The following is a 21,317-nucleotide window of genomic DNA, read 5'->3' as shown; positions in this document are numbered from 1 at the left end:
ACGGTGTCTCCTCGGACAGGGAATGCGGGTTCGGTGCGGTCAGGCGGCGTTCGTCTGGGCCTTGGCCTGCGCCTTGGCGCGCAGGCGCTCCATCACGCTGCCGGCGCTCGGCCGGGGGCGCGGGGTGAAGCCGGCCTCCTCCAGGCGCTCGCACAGGGAATCGGGCGCCGCCGCGTCGACGATCGCCATGGCCTCGTCGGAGGCGGCGTCCGCGGCCTGGGCCTCGCGCAGGCGCCGCAGGGTGGCCTGCGCCTCGGCGAGCGCCGCCGGGCTCCCCGTTCCCTGACCGCGCCGGGCCCGCAGGCGGCGCACCGCCTCCGTCGCCCGGGCGATGCGCTGGCCGCGCTCCAGCTCGGCGAACTGGTGGGTGCCCTTGCGCACCGCGCGGCGCAGGGCGGCGACCTCCGCCGCATAGGCCGCCCGGGTCGTCTCGAGGGTGAGCGCCTCCTGCTCCATCTCGGCCAGGGCCTCGGCGGCCTCCCGCGCCAGGTCCTCGCGCCCGCCGGCGAGCGCCGCGACGGCGCTGGCCTCCAGATCGACCATCCTGGCGTAGAGCGCCGTCTGCCGCTTGGCGTCGACGGCCTCCTGGGCGATGGCCCGCCCGAGCGCCCGGCGGCTGTCGTCGAGGGCGGCGGCCGCGTCGCGCAGCTGCTGCTCCAGGATCAGGAAGGCGTGCTGGTCGTGGAGGTCCTCGGCGGCCCTGGCGGCGGCGCCCCGGACGAGGGTGGAGAAGAGGTTGAGCATCGTCGGCTCCGGGTTCGTGAACGCTGTTCACGAAGGCACCTTTCCACAGCCGTGAACGTTGTTCAAGCGCAAATTTGAACATCGTTCACGCATGTGCGGAGACGCACGGGTTACGAAGGTGCGACAACGCACGGGGAGAGGTGGAGACAGGATGCGCAACGACGACAGGCGGGAGCGGCTGCGCACGGCGCTGATCGACGCCGCGGAGGCCACCATCGCGGCCGAGGGCCTGGCGGCGCTCAAGGCGCGCGATCTCGCGAAGGAGGTCGGCTGTGCCCTCGGCGCGATCTACACGGCGTTTCCCGACCTCGACGCCCTGATCCTCACCGTGAACCTGCGCACCCTCGCCCTGTTCGAGCGGGCGATCACCGCGGTGACGATCGCGCCGCCGCCGACGGGCGCGGCGAGCCCGGCCGAGCGGGCGGCGGCGGCCGACACCCTGGTGCGGCTGGCGGTGGCCTATCTGCATTTCGCCGCCGAGAACCCGGCCCGCTGGCGCGCCTTGTTCCAGCACCGGATCACGCATGCCCTGCCCGACTGGTACCTCGTCGAGCAGGTGCGCCTGTTCCGCTACATCGAGACGCCGCTGCAGGTCCTGCGGCCCGGCCTCGGCGACCGCGAGCGGGCGCTCCTCGCCCGCTCCCTGTTCTCGGCCACCCACGGCCTCGTCAGCCTCGGCCTCGACGAGAAGCTGATGGTGCTGAGCGAGCCGGTGCTGCGCGGGCAGATCGAGATCGTGGTGGGGGCGCTGGGGCGGGGCCTGGCGGAGGGCGGATGAGCACGATCCGTCCGGCGAAAGCCCGCTCCGCGATCAGGGGGAATCCGATCAAGCCACCATGCTAATCCCCGAGTGAGGACGATCCGCCTCTCACCGATATGGCGGCTTCGAGCCGGTGGATCTCCTCGGGATGACGCTCCATGACTCGTAGGAGGTTCGTCATGGCTCGGCTGGGCGTGACCTCGCCGCTTTCGTATTTCTGGAAGGAACGAGGGCCGCCCCCGAGAACCTCGCTGGCTTTCACTTGCGAGAGGCCGAGCTTCTTGCGAACGCGTGCGACTTCTCCTGGCGTCGCAAGGCCTTCGGCCTCGGCCTTGAGTGCCATCAAGGCGCGATCCGTGGCCTTGAGATCGTCACGCGAGTGAATGCTCTCGCCACTGGCGTCGCAGTACCAGCCCGGCAAGGACACCGTCTGCTTGCGGCCCTTGTAGGAAACCACGAACGGACGTGTATCGCGCACCATCGGCTCGCCGGTCACAGGGCAGACTGGTGTCTCATTCATCGTTCTTTTCCTCGAACGACAGTAATAAAAACTCCGTGACAGTATCAGATCTAAATTTGATATATAGCATACCAACTTCGGATGGAACGTGATAGACGTCTTGCCACTCGCGAGAGTTTTAGTGCGATGTCACCGACTTGTCGAAGTGTCGTCTCTTTATGGTCTGGATGGTGTCGATCATGTCGGTTGCGCCGAAACCAATCTCTGCAGCGGTTCGAGCAGCCGATCCCGCTACACGGAAGCGGGTGCTCTTCGCCCAGGCTTGGAAGCTGTCGAGGTCGTAGGTCGGCTTCCGCTTCTCTGACATGCCCCATCGTACACCATAATGGTGCAATGGACAGTCTGTTTGAGCGACATGCGAGACTGGTCGGTCCCGATACGAGCGGGGTCGTACCAGGGACCGTCACCAAGGAAGCATCTCCCCCCGATAATCCAGGTACGCGCAGCCCCGCTGCCCGAGCCGCCCCTCCACCACCGTCACCATCCCGTCCGCGCTCGTCGCCACGTCGATGTCGGCCTCCGGCCCGCCCATGTCGGTGCGCACCCAGCCCGGATGCATCAGCACCGTGCCGAAGGGCGCGTCGCCGTGGCGGGCGGAGAAGCTGCGGGCCAGCGTGTTGAGGGCGGCCTTGCTCGCCCGGTAGCTCTCCCAGGTGCCGCCCTCGTTGAGCGAGACGCTGCCGAGGATCGAGCTCATCAGCACCATCAGGCCGCCGGGGGCGACCCGGCCGGCGAAGGCCTCGGCGAAGCGGATCGGGCTCACCGCGTTGGTCTCGTAGACCTTGAGCGCCGTCGCCCGGTCGCCCTCCGGCAGCGGCACGTGGGCGCCGTCGGCGATGCCCGCCACCACGAACACCACGTCGAAGCTCTCGCGTTCGAGGTCGTCGCGCAGCCGCGCCACGGCCGCGTCGTCGTCGATGTCGACCTGCCGGATCGCCGGGGCGACCGGGGTGAGGGCGGCGAGCGCCGGCGCCTCGCCCCGGGCGGTGGCGGTGACGGCCCAGCCGCGGGCGAGGAAGGCCCGGGTCAGCCCCAGTCCCAGGCCCCGGGACGCCCCGACGATCAATGCGCTGCGATCCTGCTTGGCCATGGCGGTCTCCTGCGAAAGGTCCGATTTTCGCGGGAGAAGTAGGGTCCCTGCCGTCGTGGCAAGGGAGGGATCAGGGGAGAGGGGCGGGGGAGGGACGGTCTCGGCGTCAGGCCGCCCGGGCCGCGCTCCAGCGCTCCACCGTCGCCAACAATTCGTCCGGCCGGAACGGCTTGCCGACGTGGTCGTCCATGCCGGCGGCGCGGAACTGCGCGATCTGCTGCGGCAGCACGTTGGCGGTGAGCGCGACGATCGGCAGGCGGCCGAGCGGCGAGCCGAGGTCGCGGATGTGGCGCGTCGCCGTCACGCCGTCCATGCCGGGCATCTGCACGTCCATCAGCACCACGTCGTGGGCGCCGGCCTGCACGGCGGAGACCGCCTCGGCCCCGTCCGCCACCACGGTCACCCGGTGGCCGCGGCGTTCCAGGATCGCCCGGGCGATGTCCTGGTTGACCGGGCTGTCCTCGACGAGCAGCACCCGGGCCGGCCGGTCGAGCGGGATCGCGGCGCCGCGGGCCGGGGTCGCCTCCTCCGCGACGGCCTCCGCCAGCGGCACGCTGAACCAGAAGGTCGAGCCTTCGCCGGGCCGGCTCTCGACCCCGATCTCGCCGCCCATCGTCTCGATCAGGCGCCGGCTGATCGCGAGGCCGAGGCCCGTGCCGCCGAAGCGGCGCTGGATCGAGCCGTCGACTTGCGAGAAGCGCTGGAAGAGCCGGCCGAGCCGGTCGGCCGGGATCCCGATCCCGGTATCGTGGATCGCGGCCCTGAGGAGGTGGCGGCCGTCGCCGAGGGGCGTCGTGGCCAGCAGCAGGGTGACGTGGCCCGCCGGAGTGAACTTGATCGCGTTGTTGAGGAGGTTGAGCAGGACCTGGCGCAGCCGGTCGGGATCGCCGACGAGGCGCGGGGCGAGGCCGGGCTCGGCCCGCACCGCGAGGCTCAGGCGCTTGGCCTCGGCGGCGCCGCCGACGATCGCCACGGCGTTGTCGGCCAGCGAGGCCGGCGCGAAGGGCTGGGGATCGAGGTCGATCTGCCCCGCCTCGATCTTCGAGAAGTCGAGGACGTCGTTGACGACCGTCAGCAGGGCCTGGCCGGCATCCTGGATCCGCTCGGCGCTGCGGGCCTGGGCCGGCGACAGGGTGCCGGCACGCATCAGGAGGTCGGCGTAGCCGATCACGCCGTTGAGCGGCGTGCGGATCTCGTGGGACATCGTCGCCAGGAACTCGGTCTTGGCCGCGCTCGCGGCCTCGGCCTGGAGCCGCGCGGCCTCCGCGACGCGGTTGGCCTCCAGGACGGCGAGCTCGCGCCGCTTGCGCTCGGTCACGTCGGAGAAGGTGCGGATCGCCCCGCCCTCGGCGAGGCGCACGGTGCGCACCTCGAGCACGGTGCCGTTCGGCCGCGTGCGCTCGTAGACCGGCGGCGCGCCGAGGTGGTCGCCGGTGAGCGCGAGCCAGGGCTCGCGGACGGCCTGTGCATCGCCGAACTCCCCGGCGGCGTCCTGCCGGGCCACGACCTCGGCGAAGGCCGGGCGGCAATGGCGGTATTCGGGCGGCAGGCCGAGGAGGTCGATCGCCCGCTCGTTGCAGAGCTGGACGATGCCCGCGGCGTCGATCAGCAGCACCCCCTGGTCCATGTTGGCGAGGGTGGCGTCGAGCAGCGCCTTCTTGTGCCGCAACGCCGCCTCGGCCGCCCGCCGGGCGGTGATGTCGGTGATGGTGCGCAGCACCCCGCCCTCGGCGGTGGGCGCGTTGTGGACCTCGAGGATCGTGCCGTTCGGCCGCGTGCGCTCGTAGCGCTCGCCCAGCACCGCGAGGTCGCCCATCGCGATCGCCTGCCCGAAGGCCGGATCGACCCCCGCATATTCCCCTGCCGCGTCGAGCGCCCGCCGCATCTCCGCCCGCGACGGCTGCGTCGCCAGGAAGGCGGGGTCGAGGTCGAGGAGCTCGGCGAGGCGCCGGTTCGTCACCGCCACGGTCCCCTGGGCATCGACCATGATCAGGCCCTGGTCCATCGCGTCGAGGGTGGTGGTGAGCACCGCCTCCTTGGCGACGAGCTCGCGGGTGCGCGCGGCGATGCGGTTCTCGAGGTCGGCGTTGCTCTCGCGCAGGGCGTCGGCCTGCCGGTGCAGGGTGGCGGAGGTCTCCGCCAGCACCGCCCCGACCTCGTTCACCTCCCGCACCGGCGTCACCGGCGTCCGCAGCGGGATGCCCCGGCGCAGGTCGTCCGCCGCCTTGGCGAGGAGCGCCTTGGCGAGCAGGATGCGGCGCCCGGCGAGCAGCGAGGCGACGAGCGCGATCAGCCCGAGGCCGAGGACCACCGGCGCCAGCACCAGGACGGAGGTGACGAGCGGCGCCTGCAGGGCCGCCTGCGCGATGCCGATCGTCACCACCCAGCCCGACGGCACCGAGCGATGATGGGTGCCGAAGACCGGAATGCCGCTCAGGTTGCGGCCCTTCCACTGCCCGGTCGTCTCCGTGATGGTGTCGAAGCCCGGCAGGGGCTTGCCGGCCGCCGCGTCGGTCTCGACCGAGCGGCCGATGACGATGCCCGCCCGGTCGGCGATCGAGCCCGAATAGGGGGCGGCCACGCCCGCCGCCCGCAGGATCTCGCCGAACAGCGCGGCGGGCAGCGTGGCGGTGAGAAGGTGGGTCACCGCGCCGTCGCGCCGGACCGGCACCGTGACGGCGACGACCGGCCGGCCCGACCCGGCCTCGGCGAAGAGCCCCGAGATCGTCGGCGCGCCGGTCTCCTGCACGGTGCGGTCGTCGGCGAGGGGGCCGCCCGGCAGGGTCGCGCCCCGGGGCAGCCGGGTGTTCACCCGCTCGCGGCCGTCGGGATCGCGCAGCACGATCTCGACCCCCGGCAGGCGCACCAGCTCCCGCGCCTGGCGGTCGAACCGGGCGTCGTCGCCAGCCTCCAGGGCCGGCGAGGTCGCGAGCGCCCGCAGCATCGCCACCTGGCCGCCGAGGAAGCCGTCGATCTGCTCGACCGCGTGGGCGTTCAGGGTCGCGGTGCGCTCCTCCATCCGGGCCTGCTCGGCCTGGACCCAGCGCTGGGCGATCAGCCCGATGATGATGAGCGCCGGCACCAGCAGGGCGGCGGCCAGCGCCGTGACGTGGGCCCAGAGGGGGCGGGCGCGAAAGCCCGGCGACCGCGTGGCGCGGTCGCTCCTGTGATCGTGATCGGACACTGTTTCCGGCCCGGCGCCGTCGCGCCCGCCGCGAACGGGTCGCCCCACGGCAGAAAACTGACAAACGACGGACTTGGCAAGGTGATCGCCCGCCGCAGCGCCGGATCATTCAACATAGGCCGCGCCGCGCCGCGGGATAATCCGTTCGGCGAAGCGGGTGCCGGCCCGCGCATGTCGGTCCGGGGCGTCCTCACCCAAGGGCGTCGCCGGTCCAGGACGTCGTCAGTCCATGTCCCGGCTCGAATCCCCGGCATCGAGACCGTCGAGGTCGTCCTCGGCCTCGCCGTCGGACTCGTGCGCGTCGAGGCCGGCGGCCTCGGCGAGGTTGCGGGCGGTGCGGCGCAGGAGCTTGCGCAGGCGCCGGCGCTCCTTGCCGTCGAAGCCGTCCAGCATCTCGGCCTCGACGTCGTCCCAGATGCCCTCGATCGCCTTCGCCTTGGCCAGGCCGGCCTCGGTCAGGCGGACCCGGACGACGCGGCCGTCCCCGGCCTCGGTGCGGCGCTCGACCACCCCCATGGCGGCGAGCCGCGTGATGGTCTTCGAGGCGGTGGGCGGGCGCACCCGCAGGGTGGCGGCGAGGTCGCCCATGGTCATGGTGCCCGCCGCCGCGAGCGCCTGGACCACCTGCTCCTGGCCGGCGAAGAGATCGAGATCCGCCAGGCGGTCGCCGATGCGGCCGCGATGGAGGCGCGCGGCCTGCATCAGGGCCCAGCCGACGCTCTTGGCGCCGGGGGGCCGGAGGCGCTTGGACGCCCGGCGCGGCGTGTCCACGGCTACGGCCACTGCCTGCTCGCCCGCTGCCATGGCGTTCAGCCCCTGTTTCGAGACGGATCCTGCCGCGCGTGCACCGTGAGCGCAAGGACGGCGGGCCGGGCGCCGCGACGGCACCCCGACGCGCACATGCCAGCCCGCCTGTGACGCCTGGATGACGAGGCCCCGGTTCCGGCCCGCCCCGCCGCGGCTTATGTTGCCGGCGATCGACAGACGTGACGGACAGATGTGGAGGAGACGCGCATGCCGGCCCGGCCCTGGGGCGACCTGACCACCGAGGAATGCCGCGAGGGCGCGCTGCGGGCCGCCGTGGCGGTGCTGCCGGTCGCGGCCGTGGAGCAGCACGGGCCGCACCTGCCGCTCTCCACCGACGTCGTCATCGCCGAGGGCTACCTCGCGCGGGTCGTGGACCTCGTCCCCGCCGACCTCGACGTCCGGGTGCTGCCGGTGCAGAGCGTCGGCCTGTCGCCCGAGCACGCGGACTTTCCCGGCACCCTGACGTTGACCCCCGAGACGGCGCTGAGGGCCTGGGGCGAGATCGGCGACGGGGTGGCGCGGGCGGGCTGCCGCCGGCTCGTCATCGTCTCCTCGCATGGCGGCAACAGCGCGCTCGTCGACCTCGTGGCCTTGGGCTTGCGCGGCCGGCACGGGATGGTGGCGGTCACCACCGCCTGGAGCCGCTTCGGCACGCCGCCGGACTCGTTTCCCGAGGACGAGGTGCGCCACGGCATCCATGGCGGCGGCATCGAGACCGCCCTGATGCTGGCGTTGCGCCCCGACCTCGTGCGCCGGCCCGCGATCCGCGACTTCGTGCCGGCGACGCGGGAGATCGCGCGCAGCTACACTCATCTGCGGGCCGGGCGCCCGGCGGCCTTCGCCTGGCACGCGCAGGACCTGAACCCGGCGGGCGCCATCGGCGACGCGCGCCTCGGCACGGCGGAGGCGGGGCGGGCCCTGCTCGATCACGGCGCCCGGGCCTTCGTCGAGCTGCTGGGCGACGTCGCCCGCTTCCCCGCGCCCGATCCGGCCTCCCGCGGCGGCGGGTGACACACTATATCACCGGTCAGTGCGACGCCCCGGCGGCGTCCGCGCCCCGTCCGGTTGCAGAAGAAGCCTCCCGCATGTCCGACAAGATTCCCGTCACGGTGCTCACCGGCTACCTCGGCGCCGGCAAGACCACCCTCCTCAACCGCATCCTCACCGAGCCGCACGGCAAGCGCTACGCCGTGATCGTCAACGAGTTCGGCGAGATCGGCATCGACAACGACCTCGTGGTCGGCGCCGACGAGGAAGTGTTCGAGATGAACAACGGCTGCATCTGCTGCACCGTGCGCGGCGACCTGATCCGCATCATGGACGGGCTGATGAAGCGCAAGGGCAAGTTCGACGCCATCATCGTCGAGACCACCGGCCTCGCCGAGCCGGCGCCGGTGGCCCAGACCTTCTTCGTCGACCAGGATGTCGGCGAGGCCGCCACCCTCGACGCGGTGGTGACGGTGGTGGACGCCAAGTGGCTGTCCGAGCGCCTGAAGGACGCCCCCGAGGCCAGGAACCAGGTCGCCTTCGCGGACGTGATCCTGCTCAACAAGGCCGATCTCGTCGACGAGGCCGGCCTCGACGCCGTCGAGCGCCAGATCCGCGCCATCAACGCCTCCGCGGAGATCCACCGGACCCAGCATTGCGCCATCGCCCTCGACAAGGTGCTCGGCCGCAACGCCTTCGACCTCGCCCGCATCGTCGAGATCGAGCCGGAATTCCTCGAGGAAGGCCACCATCACCACCATTCCGAGGAGATCCAGTCTATCTCGGCCCGGCTGCCGGGCGCCGTCGATCCCAACAAGTTCATGCCGTGGATCTCCGACCTGACCCAGGTCCAGGGCGCCGACATCCTGCGCTGCAAGGGCATCGTCAGCTTTCCCGACGAGCCGCGCCGCTTCGTCTTCCAGGGCGTCCACATGATCCTCGATGGCGACCTGCAGGACGAGTGGAAGCCCGGCGACCCGCGCGAGTCCCGCGTCGTCTTCATCGGCCGCCACCTCGACCCGGACCAGATCCGCAAGGGGTTCGAGGCTTGCCGGGCCTGAGCGGGGCTTGCCGGGCCTGAGCGACGCTCGCCTGGCCTGAGTGGATCAGTCGCCTCCGCTTGAGCGGGAGCGACCGATCCTGGCGATTCCGCGACTCTTTGCACTTTTGTCCGACGGGCGGCCATGTTAGAGGCTTGGCCGTCCGTTGATGGTCGCGGGAGAGACCGGCTTCGCGCCGGCACCGAAGGGGAAAGGCGTGCCAGCCGTGCTGCGCGCCGAAGCTCTCAGGTCAAAGGACCGCGATCGAGAGGACACTCTGGAGAGGGCGCCACGACGCCCGCCGATGGAGCAAGCCGGGTCGTGAACCCGGCGAATCTCTCAGGCCACCCGAACAGAGTTCCAACCCCTGCCACCTGCCTTCGACGAGGCGGGAAGGATGGAACGCGTGTCGGGACAAAAGACCTCCTTCGATCTCATCGTGCTCGGCGCCGGCGTCGTCGGCACCGCCACCGCCTACTGGGCCGCCAAGGCCGGCCTGTCGGTCTGCGTGATCGACCGCCAGAGCGGCGCCGGCCTCGAGACCAGCTACGCCAATGGCGGCCAGATCTCGGTGAGCCACGCCGAGCCCTGGGCCAATCCGAGCGCGCCGCTCAAGGTGATGAAGTGGCTCTTCGATGCGCGTGCGCCGCTGCTCTTCACCCCCCGGTTCGACCGGCACCAATGGTCGTGGATCGCCGGCTTCCTGCGCAACTGCACGCCCGAGCGGGCGCGCCGCAACACCGTCGAGATCGTGCGGCTCGGCGCCTATAGCCGCGCCAAGCTCCAGGAGATCCGCGCCGCCGAGAGCCTGGCCTACGCCGAGAAGACGTTGGGCATCCTGCATTTCTACCGCGACGCCAAGGAGTTCGAGGCCGCCAAGCCCGTCGCCGAGCTGATGCGCCAGCACGGCTGCGAGCGCCGGGTGATCGGCCGCGACGAGGTGCTGGCGCTCGAGCCGGCCTTCGCCCACGCCATCGACGACGTGGTCGGCGCCACCTACACGGCCGAGGACGAGAGCGGCGACGCCCGCGCCTTCACTCAGGCACTCGCCGCCCGCACCGCCGCGATGGGGGCGACGTTCCTGTACGGCTCGGAGGCGACGCGCCTCTTGCTCTCCCCGTCGGGCGACCGGATCACCGGCGTCGAGGCGATGGTGGCGGGCGGCCACCAGCGGCTCACCGCGCCCAACGTCGTGGTCTCGCTCGGCTCGTGGTCGGCGCCGTTCCTGCGCCGCTACGGCGTCAACCTCGCGATCTACCCGGCCAAGGGCTACTCGGTCTCGATCCCGATCGAGGGCCATAACGGCGCGCCGCAGGTCAGCCTGACCGACGACGAGTACAAGCTGGTCTACTCGAACCTCGGCACCCATCTGCGGGTCGCCGGCACCGCCGAACTCTCGGGCTATACCCGCCACCTCGATGCGGCGCGGGTCGCGGCGATCCTGGAGAACGCGCGGCGTACCTTCCCGAATGCCGGCAACTTTTCCGCCGCCACCGCCTGGAGCGGCCTGCGCCCGACCACGCCCTCGAACGTGCCCTATCTCGGCCGCACCCAGATCCGGGGCCTCGTGCTCAATACCGGCCACGGCACGCTGGGCTGGACCATGGCGGCGGGCTCCGGCCGCATCGCCGCCGACCTCGTGACCGAGCGCGAGACCGAGATCCCGGCGCCGCTCGCGGCGTGACCGGTGCGGCCCCCGGTGCGCTGCATCGGGGGCCTTCGCGAGAGGCCGGATGCTCGGCGCCGAGCGTCCGGTTCACCGGCGGGTCCGGTCGTTCGACGGCCCGACGATCGCGCGGGCCCGGCATCAGGACCCGTGCGCCGCCGCCGGCTTCGGCGCGCGCGGCGCCAAGCGCAGCACCAGCGCCCCGGCCGCCATGCAGGCGAGCGAACCCACCAGCACGCCGATCTTGGTCTCGGCTTCGAGCGCGGGGCTCGCGGCGAAGGCCAGCAGGCCGATGAACAGGCTCATCGTGAAGCCGACGCCGCACAGCAGCGCCACGCCGTAGACCTGCAGCCAGGTCGCGTGCGCCGGCCGCTGGGCCCAGCCGAGCCGGACCAGGGCCAGCACGAACCCGAACACGCCGAGCTGCTTGCCGACGAACAGGCCGAGCGCGACCCCGAGCGTCACCGGATCGAGCAGCATGGCCGGCTTGAACCCGGCCAGCGACACGCCCGCATTGGCGAACCCGAAGATCGGCAGGATCAGGAACGCCGACCACGGATGGATGGCGTGCTCGAGGATGTGCAGCGGCGAGGTCGGGTCGTCCGGCTTGCCGACGCTGAGCCGCAGCGGGATCGTCAGCGCGAGCAGCACGCCCGCGATGGTCGCGTGCACGCCGGACTTCAGGACGAACACCCACAGCACCGCGCCGAGCAGCAGGTAGGGCCACAGACGTGCGACGCCGGCCTTGTTCATCCCGTAGAGGATGGCGAGCGTCAGGCCGGCGCCGCCGAGCATCGGCAGCGACAGGTCGGCGGTGTAGAAGGCCGCGATGATGAGGACGGCCCCGAGGTCGTCGATGATCGCCAGGGCGGTGAGGAACACCTTGAGCGAGACCGGCACGCGCGAACCGAGCAGCGCCAGCACCCCGAGGGCGAAGGCGATGTCGGTCGCCGCCGGGATCGCCCAGCCGCGCAGGGTGTCCGGCGAGTGCCGGTTGACCGCGGCATAGACCAGCGCCGGCATCAGCATGCCGCCGAGCGCGGCGATCCCGGGCAGGATGCGGTCGGGCCAGGTGCGCAACCGCCCGTCCAGCATCTCGCGCTTGATCTCCAGGCCGACCAGCAGGAAGAACACCGCCATCAGGGCATCGTTGATCCAGTGCAGGACCGAGAGCGGGCCGAGATCGGTCTTGAGGACCGCGAAGTAGCTCCCGGAGAGAGGCGAGTTCGCCACCACCAGGGCCAGCGCGGCGCTCGCCATCAACACCAGGCCGCCGCTGGCCTCGTTGTGCAGCATGTTGCGCAGGGCCGAGAGCGGCCGGCGAACCGGGAGGGGGGCCTGAACGCTCATGTCGTCGCCTTGCCGAAATGTGGAGGATGCGTCGGCGAAACCCGACCCGCCGCCGGGCATGTCGGGTCTGCCGCGATGATCGGATCGATGGACCGCATCACGACGCCTGCGCCGGGGGCAGGACGACGGCCATGTCGCCGGTGGGACCGGGGAGGCTGCCCGGCCGCATGAGGCCAAGTCGGATGGGGCCGGGTCGAATAAGGCCAAGTCGGATGAGGCATGGGCACGGGTCTTCCCCGCTGGCGGCCCGACCAGCGGCAGACATCCTGCAGGTCCCGCTGCGGGACCGCACACCTTGGCGCCCGTATCCCATCGATCGGATCGGTGCGCAACGGGCGCCGGCGGTCGGAATGCGCTATGGGGCGGCGGCGCCCGTCCGACCGATCGGAACCATGACTCCGCTGAAAGCCAGACTGCAGGCCCTCTACGAGGGCGACACCGATCGGGCGCATCGCTTCCGGTACGCCCTGCTCGCCTTCGACATCGCGACGATCGCCTTCGTGATCGTGACCTCGTTCCTGCCGCTCTCGTCCTGGATCGTCGCCTGCGACGTGGTCCTCGGCCTCGGGGTGCTGGCCGATTTCGCCGGCCGCCTGGCGATCAGCCGCGCGCCGGCGCGCGAGTTCCTGCGCCTCAGCACCTGGACGGACGTGGTGGCGATCGCCTCGTTCCTCGCGCCGATGTTCGTGCAGGGCGTCGGCTTCCTGCGCATCCTGCGCACGCTTCGCCTCCTGCGCACCTACCAGCTGCTCGACCGGCTGCGCCAGGACAGCACCGTCTTCCGGCGCAACGAAGAGGCCATCCTGACCGCCACCAACCTGATGGTGTTCGTGTTCGTGATGACCGGCGTGGTCTACGTCACGCAGGCCGGCAGCAATCCGGCGATCGGCAGCCCGGTCGATGCGCTCTACTTCACGGTCACGTCGCTGACGACCACCGGCTACGGCGACATCACCCTGCCGGGCCCGTCGGGCCGGTTGATCTCGGTCTTCGTGATGATCTGCGGCGTGACCCTGTTCTTCCGCCTCGCCCAGGTGGTGTTCCGGCCCTACAAGGTGCGCTTTCCCTGTCCGACCTGCGGGCTGCAGCGCCACGAGCCGGATGCCGTGCACTGCAAGGCTTGCGGGACCACGCTGAACATCCCCGACGAGGGCCTCGACTGATCCGGAGAGCTCCTACCGTACCGTCACCTGGCCCTTGATCTTCTCGTAGGTCGCCCGGCTCAGGACGCGCTTCGACAGGAGATCGCCCGGCGAGGTGTAGGGCCGCCGGGCGACGATCGCCTTGCCGATCATGCCGCCGCCCAGCCCGTTCAGCTCCGCCACGCTGGCGGTGTTGAGGTCGACGGCGCCGGCCGGGGCGGGAGCGGAGGCCGGCTCGTCGTTCGCCGCGACCGGTGGCACGGCCGGCGGGCCGAAGACCGGGGGAGGGGTGGGCTCCGGCACCGTCGCCGGGGCGGCGCTCGGCACCGGAACGGGAACCGGCGCAGGTGCCGGAGCGGGTGCCGGATCCGCCGCCGGGGGCTGGCGCGGCGCCGGCGGCTCGGCGGCGCGCGGGCCCGGATAGACCGAGCGCACCGGGTCTCCGCTCTCGCTGGTCGGCGGCGGCACGGTCCGGCTCGCCGTGGGGCTCGCTGTGGAGCTCTTGCCGGTCTCCGCGCGTTTGGGCGGCTCGGAGATGTTGGGGCCGGTCGCCCGCGGCATCAGGAACTGCCACAGGCCGGCGAGACCGGCTGCCAGCACGACGATGACGAGGGCGCGGGTGACGGCCGAACCGGTCAGCATCGCGGGCGGGTATCCTCGGAGCACGAGTGGGTGGGCCGCCGACGGCGAACCCTTGCGTCACAATCTATCGCAGGTGATGGCCGAGGCGAGGCGGCGCGACCCCCGCCCGGCCGGTATTCCGCCGGATGTCCACGGCTTTGCACGCGCGATCCGTCGCGCACCGGGCGGTTTCCCCAGTGTCGGGATCGGACAGGTCCAATGAAAGGCCTTCGGGCTCGGCCCCGGACGGTCAGCCGGGGAGGAGGCGGCGGATCGCGCGGATCGCCCCGTCGCCGGTGCCGGGCCCCGTGCGGCCGCCGCGGATGCGGGCTTGCGCCTCGGCGAGCGGCTCGACCGCCACCGCCATGTGATGACCGTTGGCGTGGATCAGGCGGGTCTCGTCCAGCATCATCCCGACATGGCCGCGCCAGAACACCAGGTCGCCCCGCCGCAGGCCGGCGAGGTCCGCCGCGACCAGCACCGCCTCGCCGAGGGCGGCCTCCTGCTGGTCGCTGTCGCGCGGCGCCGCGATCCCGGCGGCGGCGAGCGCCGTCTGCACCAGACCGGAGCAGTCGAGCCCGAGGCTGCTGCGTCCGCCCCAGAGATAGGGGACGCCGAGGAAGCGCAGGGCCGTCGCGGCGACGTCCGGCTCGATCGCGTCGAGGGGGGCGAGGTGGCCGGCCCAGACGAAGCCGCCGTTGTGCAGGCGCGCATAGGCGCCGTCCCGCGCCGCGACCGCCACCCGGGCGCCGAGGCTGAGCGCCCCGAGGGCGGGCCGCTTCAGGTCGGCGGCGGGATACAGAAAAGTGCGCAGGGCCGCGACCCGGTGGGTCGGTGCGGGATCGACGGGCCCGAGCGCCTCCGCCGGCAGGTAGCCGACATAGCCGTCCGCCGCGAGCTGCGCGAAGGCGAACCCGTCGCGCAGGTCGTAGACGGTCGCCGCCTCGCCGAGCAGCGCCTCGCTGTCGAGGGCGGCGGCGGGGTCGGGCGCGCGGCGCAGGGGGGCGAGGGGGAGGCGGATCCGGTGCGCCGTCCCGGCGACGTAGCGCGCCGCCTCGACCCGCCCGCGCAGGCGCTCGTCGGCGAGATCGGGCCGGGCCGGGGTCAGGCGGGGATCGAGGGGAGGAAGGGCGTTCATGATGTCGGCCAGTCTCTCAAGCCGCGCGGCCGGGAGCAAGCCGGCCGGCGGCCCCGACCCGAAGGCGGCGCGCGACCCGGTGGATCGGCCTATCCAGAGCCTGCGACCTTATGACCGATGTGCGGGGCGGACCACCGCACAAGTCGAATTTCGCTGGCGGCGGCAGGCGCTACCCTTTCGGCGACGCAACCATTCCAGCCGCGCCGGGTTGGACATGCGCGTGTTGCACTGCAACAATGGCCGTGCCTGCGCTATGGTCAGCCCATGATGATGAGCCGCACCGTGAAGAAGCCGACCGACAAACCCCGCAACCTGCCGCCCATCCGGGTGCGCAAGGAGCCGCCGACCATCACCGAGGCGGTGGCGGCGGCCCAGGACCTCGCCGACGACGTCGAGCAGCAGGTCGAGATCGCCGCGGGCCTGATCGGCCTGCCCCTGGACGAGGTGCGTCCCCACGTGCTCCAGGCCGCGCAGGCCCAGGCGGCGAGGCCGAAGGCCGAACGCGCGCCCGAGCGGATCATCAGCACGGGCAGCGGCCTGCGCGGTCCCCGCACGGTGATCGTCGAGCGCCGGGCCACCCGGCCCCTGGTCGAGCGCCGCATCCGCCCGCCGCTCGACGGCCGCCGCTGAGGTCCGCGCGGAGGTCTGCGGCCGCCGCCGGTCGGCGTCCCATCCTATGGTGTTGCACAAACACCTGCATTCGAGAGATGATTGTCCACCATCGAACGCATTGGTGCGATTTCGGTGGGCTGCCCGGCCGTGTTAGGCTGGTTGTCGGATGATCCTTCGGCAGGGGCGGCGTCCGGTTGCCGTCGGTATGGTGAGCACATGAACTCTCTCGAGCCTGTCCTGTCAGGCGTGACCGCATTGCGGCTCGATAATCAGCTCTGCTACGCGCTCTACGCCGCGTCCCATCGCATGACGAAGTGCTATCGGCCGCTGCTCGAGCGGCTGGGCCTGACCTATCCGCAGTACCTCGTCCTGATCGTGCTGTGGGAAAACGATGGATTGACGGTGTCCGACATCGGCCGCCGCCTGCGCCTCGATTCCGGAACGCTGACGCCCGTGCTGAAGCGCCTCGAGGCGGCCGGCTTCGTCCGCCGTACCCGGCGCCAGGCCGACGAGCGCGAGGTCGAGATCAGCCTGACCGAGGAGGGGCACGCCCTGGAGGGACAGGCCGTCGACGTGCGCCGCTCGATCGTCGATACCTTGAAGATGTCCGAGAGCGAGATCGCCGATCTGCGCGCCCGCCTCGACGTCCTCATCGCCACCCTCGGCGGCGAAGCCTGACGCGAGGCCCGACCCGGCGATTTGTTTTGCCGGTTAACAAATCCTGCTTGAGCGCCGCGCCGCATCCCGCGTAAAGGGACGGACGGGGAGACGCCGCCTGCCGCGAGGAAGGCACCGTCGTGCTGTTCGTTTCTTGCGGGTCGTGCCCGACCCCGCGGGGCATCGGCGCGATCCGGACCGTCACGATCGTGCGGCCTTCCCGCCCCGGACCGGACCCCAGCGAGTGCGCCGCGACGTGACACCCGTGACCTGCACCAGTCTTCGCTCCGCCCGCTGCGTCGCCGTTCGCCGGGTCCGCGCATGAGGAGCCTGCGGGCCCTGGCGAGCGCCCTGACCGGCTGGTCGGAGCGCAACGGAGAGCCGCGCCGCCAGGTCGGCGTGCTGCCGCTGCGCACCCGCGCCGACGGGGAGCTGCAGGTCATGCTCATCACCTCCCGCGAGACCCGCCGCTGGGTGGTGCCGAAAGGCTGGCCGATGAAGGGCCTGAAGAACTACGAGGCCGCCGCCCGCGAGGCCTACGAGGAGGCGGGCCTGATCGGCCGGGTCGGCCGGCGGGCGCTCGGCAGCTATTTCTACCAGAAGCGCCTGAAGAGTCGGGACACGGTGCTGTGCCAGGTCCAGGTGTTTCGCCTGGAGGTGCGCAAGCAGCTCAAGACCTGGCCCGAGCAGCACGAGCGCGAATGCCGCTGGTTCAGCGTGCCGGAGGCGGCCGAGGCGGTCACCGAGGCCGGACTCGCCGCCCTGATCCGGGCGGCCGGCGCCGACGGCGCGAAGGCGAAGGCGAAGGTCAAGGCCGCCGCCCACAAGCGCTCCCAGGTCAAGGTCGCTTCGGCCAAGGATTCGCCGGACAACGGCGCTCGCGACAAGCACTCGGCCGAGAAGGGCGCGGTGGAGAAGGGCGTGCCGGCCAAGGGCGCGACCGCCAAGGGCTCCTCCGACAAGGAGACGGTGGCCAAGGACACGGCAACCAAGGGGCCTGCGGGCAAGGGACAGGGCTCCAAGGGCCCGGCCGACCGCGCGCCCTGACGGCTTTGCTATCGGGCCGTCACACGGCCCCGCTATAGCGGCAGGCTTTCCCGCGGGCTCGCCCGCGGCCCCCGACGAGCGGCACGGACGCGATGGCGATCATCCAGGCCTTCCAGGCCGGCGAATTTCTCAACTCCGTCTTGAGCCTGTTCTGCGCCTTCGTGCTCGGCACCCTGATCGGGGCGGAGCGGCAGTACCGGCAGCGCACCGCGGGCCTGCGCACCAACGTGCTGGTGGCGGTGGGCGCCGCGGCCTTCACCGATCTCGGCATGCGCATCGGGCATGCCGACGGGGCGATCCGCATCGTCGCCTACGTGGTCTCGGGCGTCGGCTTCCTGGGCGCCGGCGTGATCATGAAGGAGGGCATGAACGTCCGCGGGCTCAACACCGCGGCGACGCTCTGGTGCTCGGCGGCGGTCGGGGCGCTGTCGGGCGTCGATCTCGCCGCGGAGGCCGCCCTCGTCACCGTGGCGGTGCTCGCCGGCAACACCCTGCTGCGGCCCCTCGTCAACGCCATCAACCGCATCCCGATCGACGAGCGCGACACGGAAGCCACCTACGAGGTGCGCGCCACCACCGACACCGGCCGCCTCTCCGAGGTGCGCGACCTTCTGGTCGAGCGCCTGGAGGCGGCCCATTACCCGGTGAGCGAGGTCGACGTCGAGGAGCGCGGCGACGACGACGTCGAGGTGGTGGCGACCCTCGTCAGCACCGCGATCGAGCCGGAGGAGATCGAGGCGGTGATCGCGAAGCTCGGTGCGGCGGACGGCATCCGCCGGGCGACCTGGGTGGTGCGCACGACCGATTGAGGGGCGGCTCAGGACCCCGGCAGGGTCACCCGCCGTGCCCGCCGCCGCTGGATCGCCAGGAAGCTGCCGAAGGCGAGCCCGATGACGAGGAGCGAGACGCCGGTCGTCACGGTGCCGAGCGCGTAGATCTCCGGCGTCGTCACCGTGGTGGTCAGGCCCTGCAGCTCCAGCGGCAGGGTGTTGCGCCCGCCGATCGCCTGGCTGGTGCGGGCGAGCTCGTCCCAGGACAGGGTGAAGCCGAACAGCGCGACGCCGACGAGGGACGGCAGGATGATCGGCACCACGACGTGGCGGAGCGATTGCGGGCCGGTGGCGCCGAGGTCGCGGGCGGCCTCCTCGTAGGCCGGGTTGAAGCGGTTGAACACCGCGAACATGATGAGGAGGCCGAAGGGCAGGGTCCAGGTCAGGTGGGCGCCCAAGGCCGAGGTGAACAGCCCCATCACGGTGCCGTGGTCCTGGAGGACGCCCCAGCCGGTCCGCGCCGCGAGCGCCTTGATGCCTTCGTCGATCAGCCGGAATTCGAGGCCGATGCCGAGCGACACCACGATCGAGGGCACGATCAGGCTCGCCACCGCGACGTAGAACAGCGGCGTCTGGCCGAGGAACCCCTTGCGGAAGGCGAGGCCTGCGAAGAACGCGATGGTGACGGTGAGCGCCATCACCACGAGGCCGAGCGCCAGCGAGCGCCGGAACGCCGCCCAGATGTCGACCACGCCGAGCCCGGCCCAGAGGCGCGAGAACCAGAAGGTCGAGACCCCGTTCATCGGGAAGGTGAGGCCGCCCTGCGGCCCCTGGAAGCTGAGCGCCAGGATCGTCAGGGTCGGCCCGTAGAGGAAGAGCACGAACAGCCCGAAGAAGGCGGCGAGCACGTAGAACGAGAAGGGGCGGGGCCCGTCGCGGCGCATGTCTCTCAAAGCTCCCGGCGCAGATCGATCAGGCGAGTGAGCGCGCCGATCAGCACCATCACGGCGCCGAGCAGCACCACCGCGTTGGCGGCGGCGGCGGGGAATTGCAGGTAGGCCATCTGCACCTGGATCACCTTGCCGACGGAGGCGATCTGCTGGCCGCCCATGACGCCGACCGTGACGAAGTCGCCCATGATCAGCGTCAGCACGAAGATCGACCCGATGGCGATGCCGGGTTTGCAGAGCGGCACGATGACGTTCCACAGGGTCTGCCAGGCCGTGGCGCCGGCATCGCTGGCGGCCTCGATCAGCGACCGGTCGATCCGCATCATCGAGTTGAAGATCGGCACGATCATGAACACCGTATCGAGGTGGATGAAGGCCAGCACCACCGAGAAGTCGGAATAGAGCAGCCCCTCGATCGGGGTGCGGATCAGGCCGAGACCCATCAGCGTGTCGTTGACGAGCCCGTTGCGGCCGAGCAGCGGCACCCAGGCGATCATCCGGATCACGTTCGAGGTCCAGAACGGGATGGTGCAGATCAGGAACAGCACCGTCTGCATCGCCGTCGAGCGGACGTGGAAGGCGACGAAGTAGGCCACCGTGAAGCCGATTCCCAGGGTCGCGGCCCAGCCGAGCAGGCAGAACTTCAGCGTCGACAGGTAGGTCCGGAAGGTGGTGCAGAGGTCGCCCCCCGACAGGCAGCCCTCGAACACGTCGGCGTAGTTCTGGAGCGTGAAGGCCGGGATGATCTCGTACTCGTTGTACTCCCAGAAGCTGACGATCAGGGTCAGCGCCAGGGGCACCAGGAAGAACACGAGGAACACGAGCCCGAGCGGCATCGCCTGCCAATAGGCCAACCGGCGCTGGCGCCGCGTCGCGGCGGCGAGACCCGTGGGGGTGGAGGCGGCGGTTGCCGCCTCCGGGAGGGCTGGAGCCGCGGCCGTGCTCATGCGGCGATGAACTCGTTCCACTTGCGCACCATGTAGGTGTTCTCGTCCATCACCGAGTTCCAGCAGGCGACGGCGCCCATCCGCTGCTCGAACGAGCCGCCGTCACGCATCGCGCCGGCCTTCTCCATGATGGTGCCGTCCGGGGCCTTGATGTCCTTCTCGGCCGGCTTGCCCTCCATCCAGAATGCCCATTCGTAGGGCTCCATGTTGGCCTTTGCCGTTTCCAGCACCGCCGAATAGTAGCCCTGGCGATTCAAATAGGCACCGGCCCAGCCCGACAGGAACCAATTGATGAAATCGTAGGCAGCATCGAGCTTCTTGCCGGTCAGGGTCTTGGGCAGGCCGAAGCCGGTGGCCCAGGCGCGGTAGCCTTCCTTCAGCGGCTGGTAGGTGCAGGCGACGCCCTGCGAGCGCACCTTGGTGACGGCGGGCGACCACATCGACTGGATCACCGTCTCGCCCGACGCCATCAGGTTCACGGATTCGTTGAAATCCTGCCAGAAGGCGCGGAACTGCCCGGCACGCTTGGCCTCGATCAGCACCTTCATGGTGCGGTCGATCTCCGCCTTCGTCATGTTGCCCTTGTCGGGATAGGTGTAGTCGCCGGTCGCCTCCACCACCATCGCGGCGTCCATGATGCCGATCGACGGGATGTTGAGGATCGAGGCCTTGCCCTTGAATTCGGGGTTCAAGAGCTCCTTCCACGAGGTGATCGGGCGCTTGATCAGGTCGGGGCGGATGCCGAGCGTGTCGGCGTTGTAGGTCGTCGGGATCAGGGTGATCCACTCGGTCGGGGACGAGGCGAACTTCGTGGAGTTCTGGCCCTCGAGGTAGAAGACCTTCTTGGGCGCCGTGCCCTGGTCGCCGATCTTCTTGCCCCCGACCTCGCCCTTGGTGAAGACCGGGGTGATCTTGTCGGCGTTCTTGATCCGGCGCGCATCCATGCCGACGAGGTTGCCCGACGGCATCAGCTTCTTGAGGCTGAAATATTCGGAATCGACGATGTCGAAGGAGTTCGGCTGGGTGACGACGCGCTTCGAGACCTCGTCGGTCACGACCGGGATGTACTCGATCGTGATGCCGAGATCTTCCTTCACCTTGCGGGCGATGTCGCCGCTCTGGTTCACGGCGGTGCCGAGATAGCGCAGGGTCACCGGCTCGGCGGCGATGATCGCCGGAAAGCCCGTGATCACGCCGGAGCCGGCGGCGAGGCCGGCCGCGGCGCCGGCCCCTTGCAGCAGCGTGCGGCGCGACAGGCGGGGTGTCTTCGTCTCGGTCATGGCGA

General features: G+C 71.1%; 19 protein-coding genes, 2 pseudogenes and 1 riboswitch. Of the genes and pseudogenes, 9 read left to right on the top strand and 12 right to left on the bottom strand.

What is annotated here, in order from left to right:
• Positions 1–39: 39 nt before the first annotated feature.
• On the bottom strand, positions 40–744 hold the full coding sequence (locus miv_RS07230; RefSeq protein WP_207182046.1) for a PspA/IM30 family protein: 705 nt from the start codon (positions 742–744) through the stop codon (positions 40–42).
• A gap of 151 nt (positions 745–895) precedes the next feature.
• Here miv_RS07230 and miv_RS07225 point away from each other — a divergent pair, with 151 nt between their 5' ends.
• Complete coding sequence (locus miv_RS07225; RefSeq protein WP_048428613.1) at positions 896–1,522, top strand: TetR/AcrR family transcriptional regulator; 627 nt, start codon at positions 896–898, stop codon at positions 1,520–1,522.
• A 61-nt stretch (positions 1,523–1,583) separates the two neighbouring features.
• Here miv_RS07225 and miv_RS07220 read toward each other — a convergent pair whose 3' ends face one another.
• From miv_RS07220 to miv_RS07195, 5 genes and pseudogenes are all read right to left on the bottom strand, one after another.
• Positions 1,584–2,024: a type II toxin-antitoxin system MqsA family antitoxin gene (locus miv_RS07220; protein WP_048428614.1), complete on the bottom strand. Its 441-nt coding sequence runs from the start codon at positions 2,022–2,024 to the stop codon at positions 1,584–1,586.
• Positions 2,017–2,331: pseudogene (locus tag miv_RS33210) on the bottom strand (type II toxin-antitoxin system MqsR family toxin). The gene miv_RS07220 and the pseudogene miv_RS33210 overlap by 8 nt, the downstream one beginning before the upstream one ends.
• Positions 2,332–2,427: 96 nt before the next feature.
• The gene (locus miv_RS07205) at positions 2,428–3,114 is read right to left on the bottom strand and encodes an SDR family oxidoreductase (RefSeq protein WP_207182043.1); all 687 of its coding nucleotides are present in this window, start codon (positions 3,112–3,114) and stop codon (positions 2,428–2,430) included.
• A 106-nt stretch (positions 3,115–3,220) separates the two neighbouring features.
• Positions 3,221–6,298 (bottom strand): PAS-domain containing protein, encoded by a 3,078-nt coding sequence (locus miv_RS07200; protein ID WP_207182042.1) that lies wholly within the window; start codon positions 6,296–6,298, stop codon positions 3,221–3,223.
• Between the two features lie 222 nt (positions 6,299–6,520).
• Positions 6,521–7,102 carry a MarR family winged helix-turn-helix transcriptional regulator gene (locus tag miv_RS07195; RefSeq protein ID WP_207182037.1) on the bottom strand — a complete coding sequence of 194 codons (582 nt, stop codon included), beginning with the start codon at positions 7,100–7,102 and terminating at the stop codon, positions 6,521–6,523.
• Between the two features lie 210 nt (positions 7,103–7,312).
• On the opposite strand from miv_RS07195, the gene miv_RS07190 reads away from it, so the two are divergent.
• From miv_RS07190 to miv_RS07180, 3 genes are all read left to right on the top strand, one after another.
• Positions 7,313–8,116: a creatininase family protein gene (locus tag miv_RS07190; RefSeq protein WP_207182035.1), complete on the top strand. Its 804-nt coding sequence runs from the start codon at positions 7,313–7,315 to the stop codon at positions 8,114–8,116.
• Between the two features lie 74 nt (positions 8,117–8,190).
• Positions 8,191–9,153: a CobW family GTP-binding protein gene (locus miv_RS07185; RefSeq protein ID WP_048426267.1), complete on the top strand. Its 963-nt coding sequence runs from the start codon at positions 8,191–8,193 to the stop codon at positions 9,151–9,153.
• Positions 9,154–9,298: 145 nt separating this feature from the next.
• A riboswitch (glycine riboswitch) is annotated at positions 9,299–9,403 on the top strand.
• A gap of 126 nt (positions 9,404–9,529) precedes the next feature.
• Positions 9,530–10,816: a D-amino acid dehydrogenase gene (locus tag miv_RS07180; RefSeq protein ID WP_058620763.1), complete on the top strand. Its 1,287-nt coding sequence runs from the start codon at positions 9,530–9,532 to the stop codon at positions 10,814–10,816.
• Positions 10,817–10,939: 123 nt separating this feature from the next.
• On the opposite strand, the gene nhaA is transcribed toward miv_RS07180, so the two are convergent.
• Complete coding sequence (gene nhaA / locus miv_RS07175; RefSeq protein WP_207182033.1) at positions 10,940–12,148, bottom strand: Na+/H+ antiporter NhaA; 1,209 nt, start codon at positions 12,146–12,148, stop codon at positions 10,940–10,942.
• A 392-nt stretch (positions 12,149–12,540) separates the two neighbouring features.
• Here nhaA and miv_RS07170 point away from each other — a divergent pair, with 392 nt between their 5' ends.
• A complete protein-coding gene (locus miv_RS07170; RefSeq protein WP_207182032.1) occupies positions 12,541–13,311 on the top strand; it encodes a potassium channel family protein in 771 nt (256 codons plus the stop codon).
• Between the two features lie 12 nt (positions 13,312–13,323).
• Here miv_RS07170 and miv_RS07165 read toward each other — a convergent pair whose 3' ends face one another.
• Both miv_RS07165 and miv_RS07160 read right to left on the bottom strand, forming a co-directional pair.
• Positions 13,324–13,932, bottom strand: coding sequence for a helix-hairpin-helix domain-containing protein (locus miv_RS07165; RefSeq protein ID WP_048426270.1), 609 nt, complete (start codon positions 13,930–13,932; stop codon positions 13,324–13,326).
• Positions 13,933–14,161: 229 nt separating this feature from the next.
• Positions 14,162–15,049 carry a C40 family peptidase gene (locus miv_RS07160; protein WP_207182031.1) on the bottom strand — a complete coding sequence of 296 codons (888 nt, stop codon included), beginning with the start codon at positions 15,047–15,049 and terminating at the stop codon, positions 14,162–14,164.
• A 282-nt stretch (positions 15,050–15,331) separates the two neighbouring features.
• On the opposite strand from miv_RS07160, the gene miv_RS07155 reads away from it, so the two are divergent.
• From miv_RS07155 to miv_RS07140, 4 genes and pseudogenes are all read left to right on the top strand, one after another.
• Positions 15,332–15,679 carry a hypothetical protein gene (locus tag miv_RS07155; protein ID WP_420865512.1) on the top strand — a complete coding sequence of 116 codons (348 nt, stop codon included), beginning with the start codon at positions 15,332–15,334 and terminating at the stop codon, positions 15,677–15,679.
• Positions 15,680–15,877: 198 nt separating this feature from the next.
• Positions 15,878–16,339, top strand: coding sequence for a MarR family winged helix-turn-helix transcriptional regulator (locus miv_RS07150; protein WP_048430129.1), 462 nt, complete (start codon positions 15,878–15,880; stop codon positions 16,337–16,339).
• 300 nt (positions 16,340–16,639) lie between these two features.
• Positions 16,640–17,095 (top strand): annotated as a pseudogene (locus tag miv_RS33205) (NUDIX hydrolase); the annotation flags it as partial.
• Between the two features lie 362 nt (positions 17,096–17,457).
• A complete protein-coding gene (locus miv_RS07140) occupies positions 17,458–18,174 on the top strand; it encodes an MgtC/SapB family protein (protein WP_048430130.1) in 717 nt (238 codons plus the stop codon).
• Between the two features lie 8 nt (positions 18,175–18,182).
• Here miv_RS07140 and miv_RS07135 read toward each other — a convergent pair whose 3' ends face one another.
• The 3 genes from miv_RS07135 to miv_RS07125 are packed head-to-tail and all read right to left on the bottom strand — an operon-like array spanning position 18,183 to position 21,312.
• Positions 18,183–19,079, bottom strand: coding sequence for an ABC transporter permease (locus miv_RS07135; RefSeq protein ID WP_207182029.1), 897 nt, complete (start codon positions 19,077–19,079; stop codon positions 18,183–18,185).
• Between the two features lie 5 nt (positions 19,080–19,084).
• The gene (locus miv_RS07130) at positions 19,085–20,032 is read right to left on the bottom strand and encodes an ABC transporter permease (RefSeq protein WP_207182028.1); all 948 of its coding nucleotides are present in this window, start codon (positions 20,030–20,032) and stop codon (positions 19,085–19,087) included.
• Positions 20,029–21,312 (bottom strand): ABC transporter substrate-binding protein, encoded by a 1,284-nt coding sequence (locus miv_RS07125; RefSeq protein WP_207182027.1) that lies wholly within the window; start codon positions 21,310–21,312, stop codon positions 20,029–20,031. Before miv_RS07125 ends, miv_RS07130 begins: the two co-directional genes overlap by 4 nt.
• Between the last annotated feature and the right edge of the window lie 5 nt (positions 21,313–21,317).

This window comes from Methylobacterium indicum, from assembly GCF_017347565.1.
GTDB classification, from domain to species: Bacteria; Pseudomonadota; Alphaproteobacteria; order Rhizobiales; family Beijerinckiaceae; genus Methylobacterium; species Methylobacterium indicum.
The sequence above is the reverse complement of the archived record's forward strand: the minus strand, read 5'-3'. Positions and strand labels throughout refer to the sequence as shown.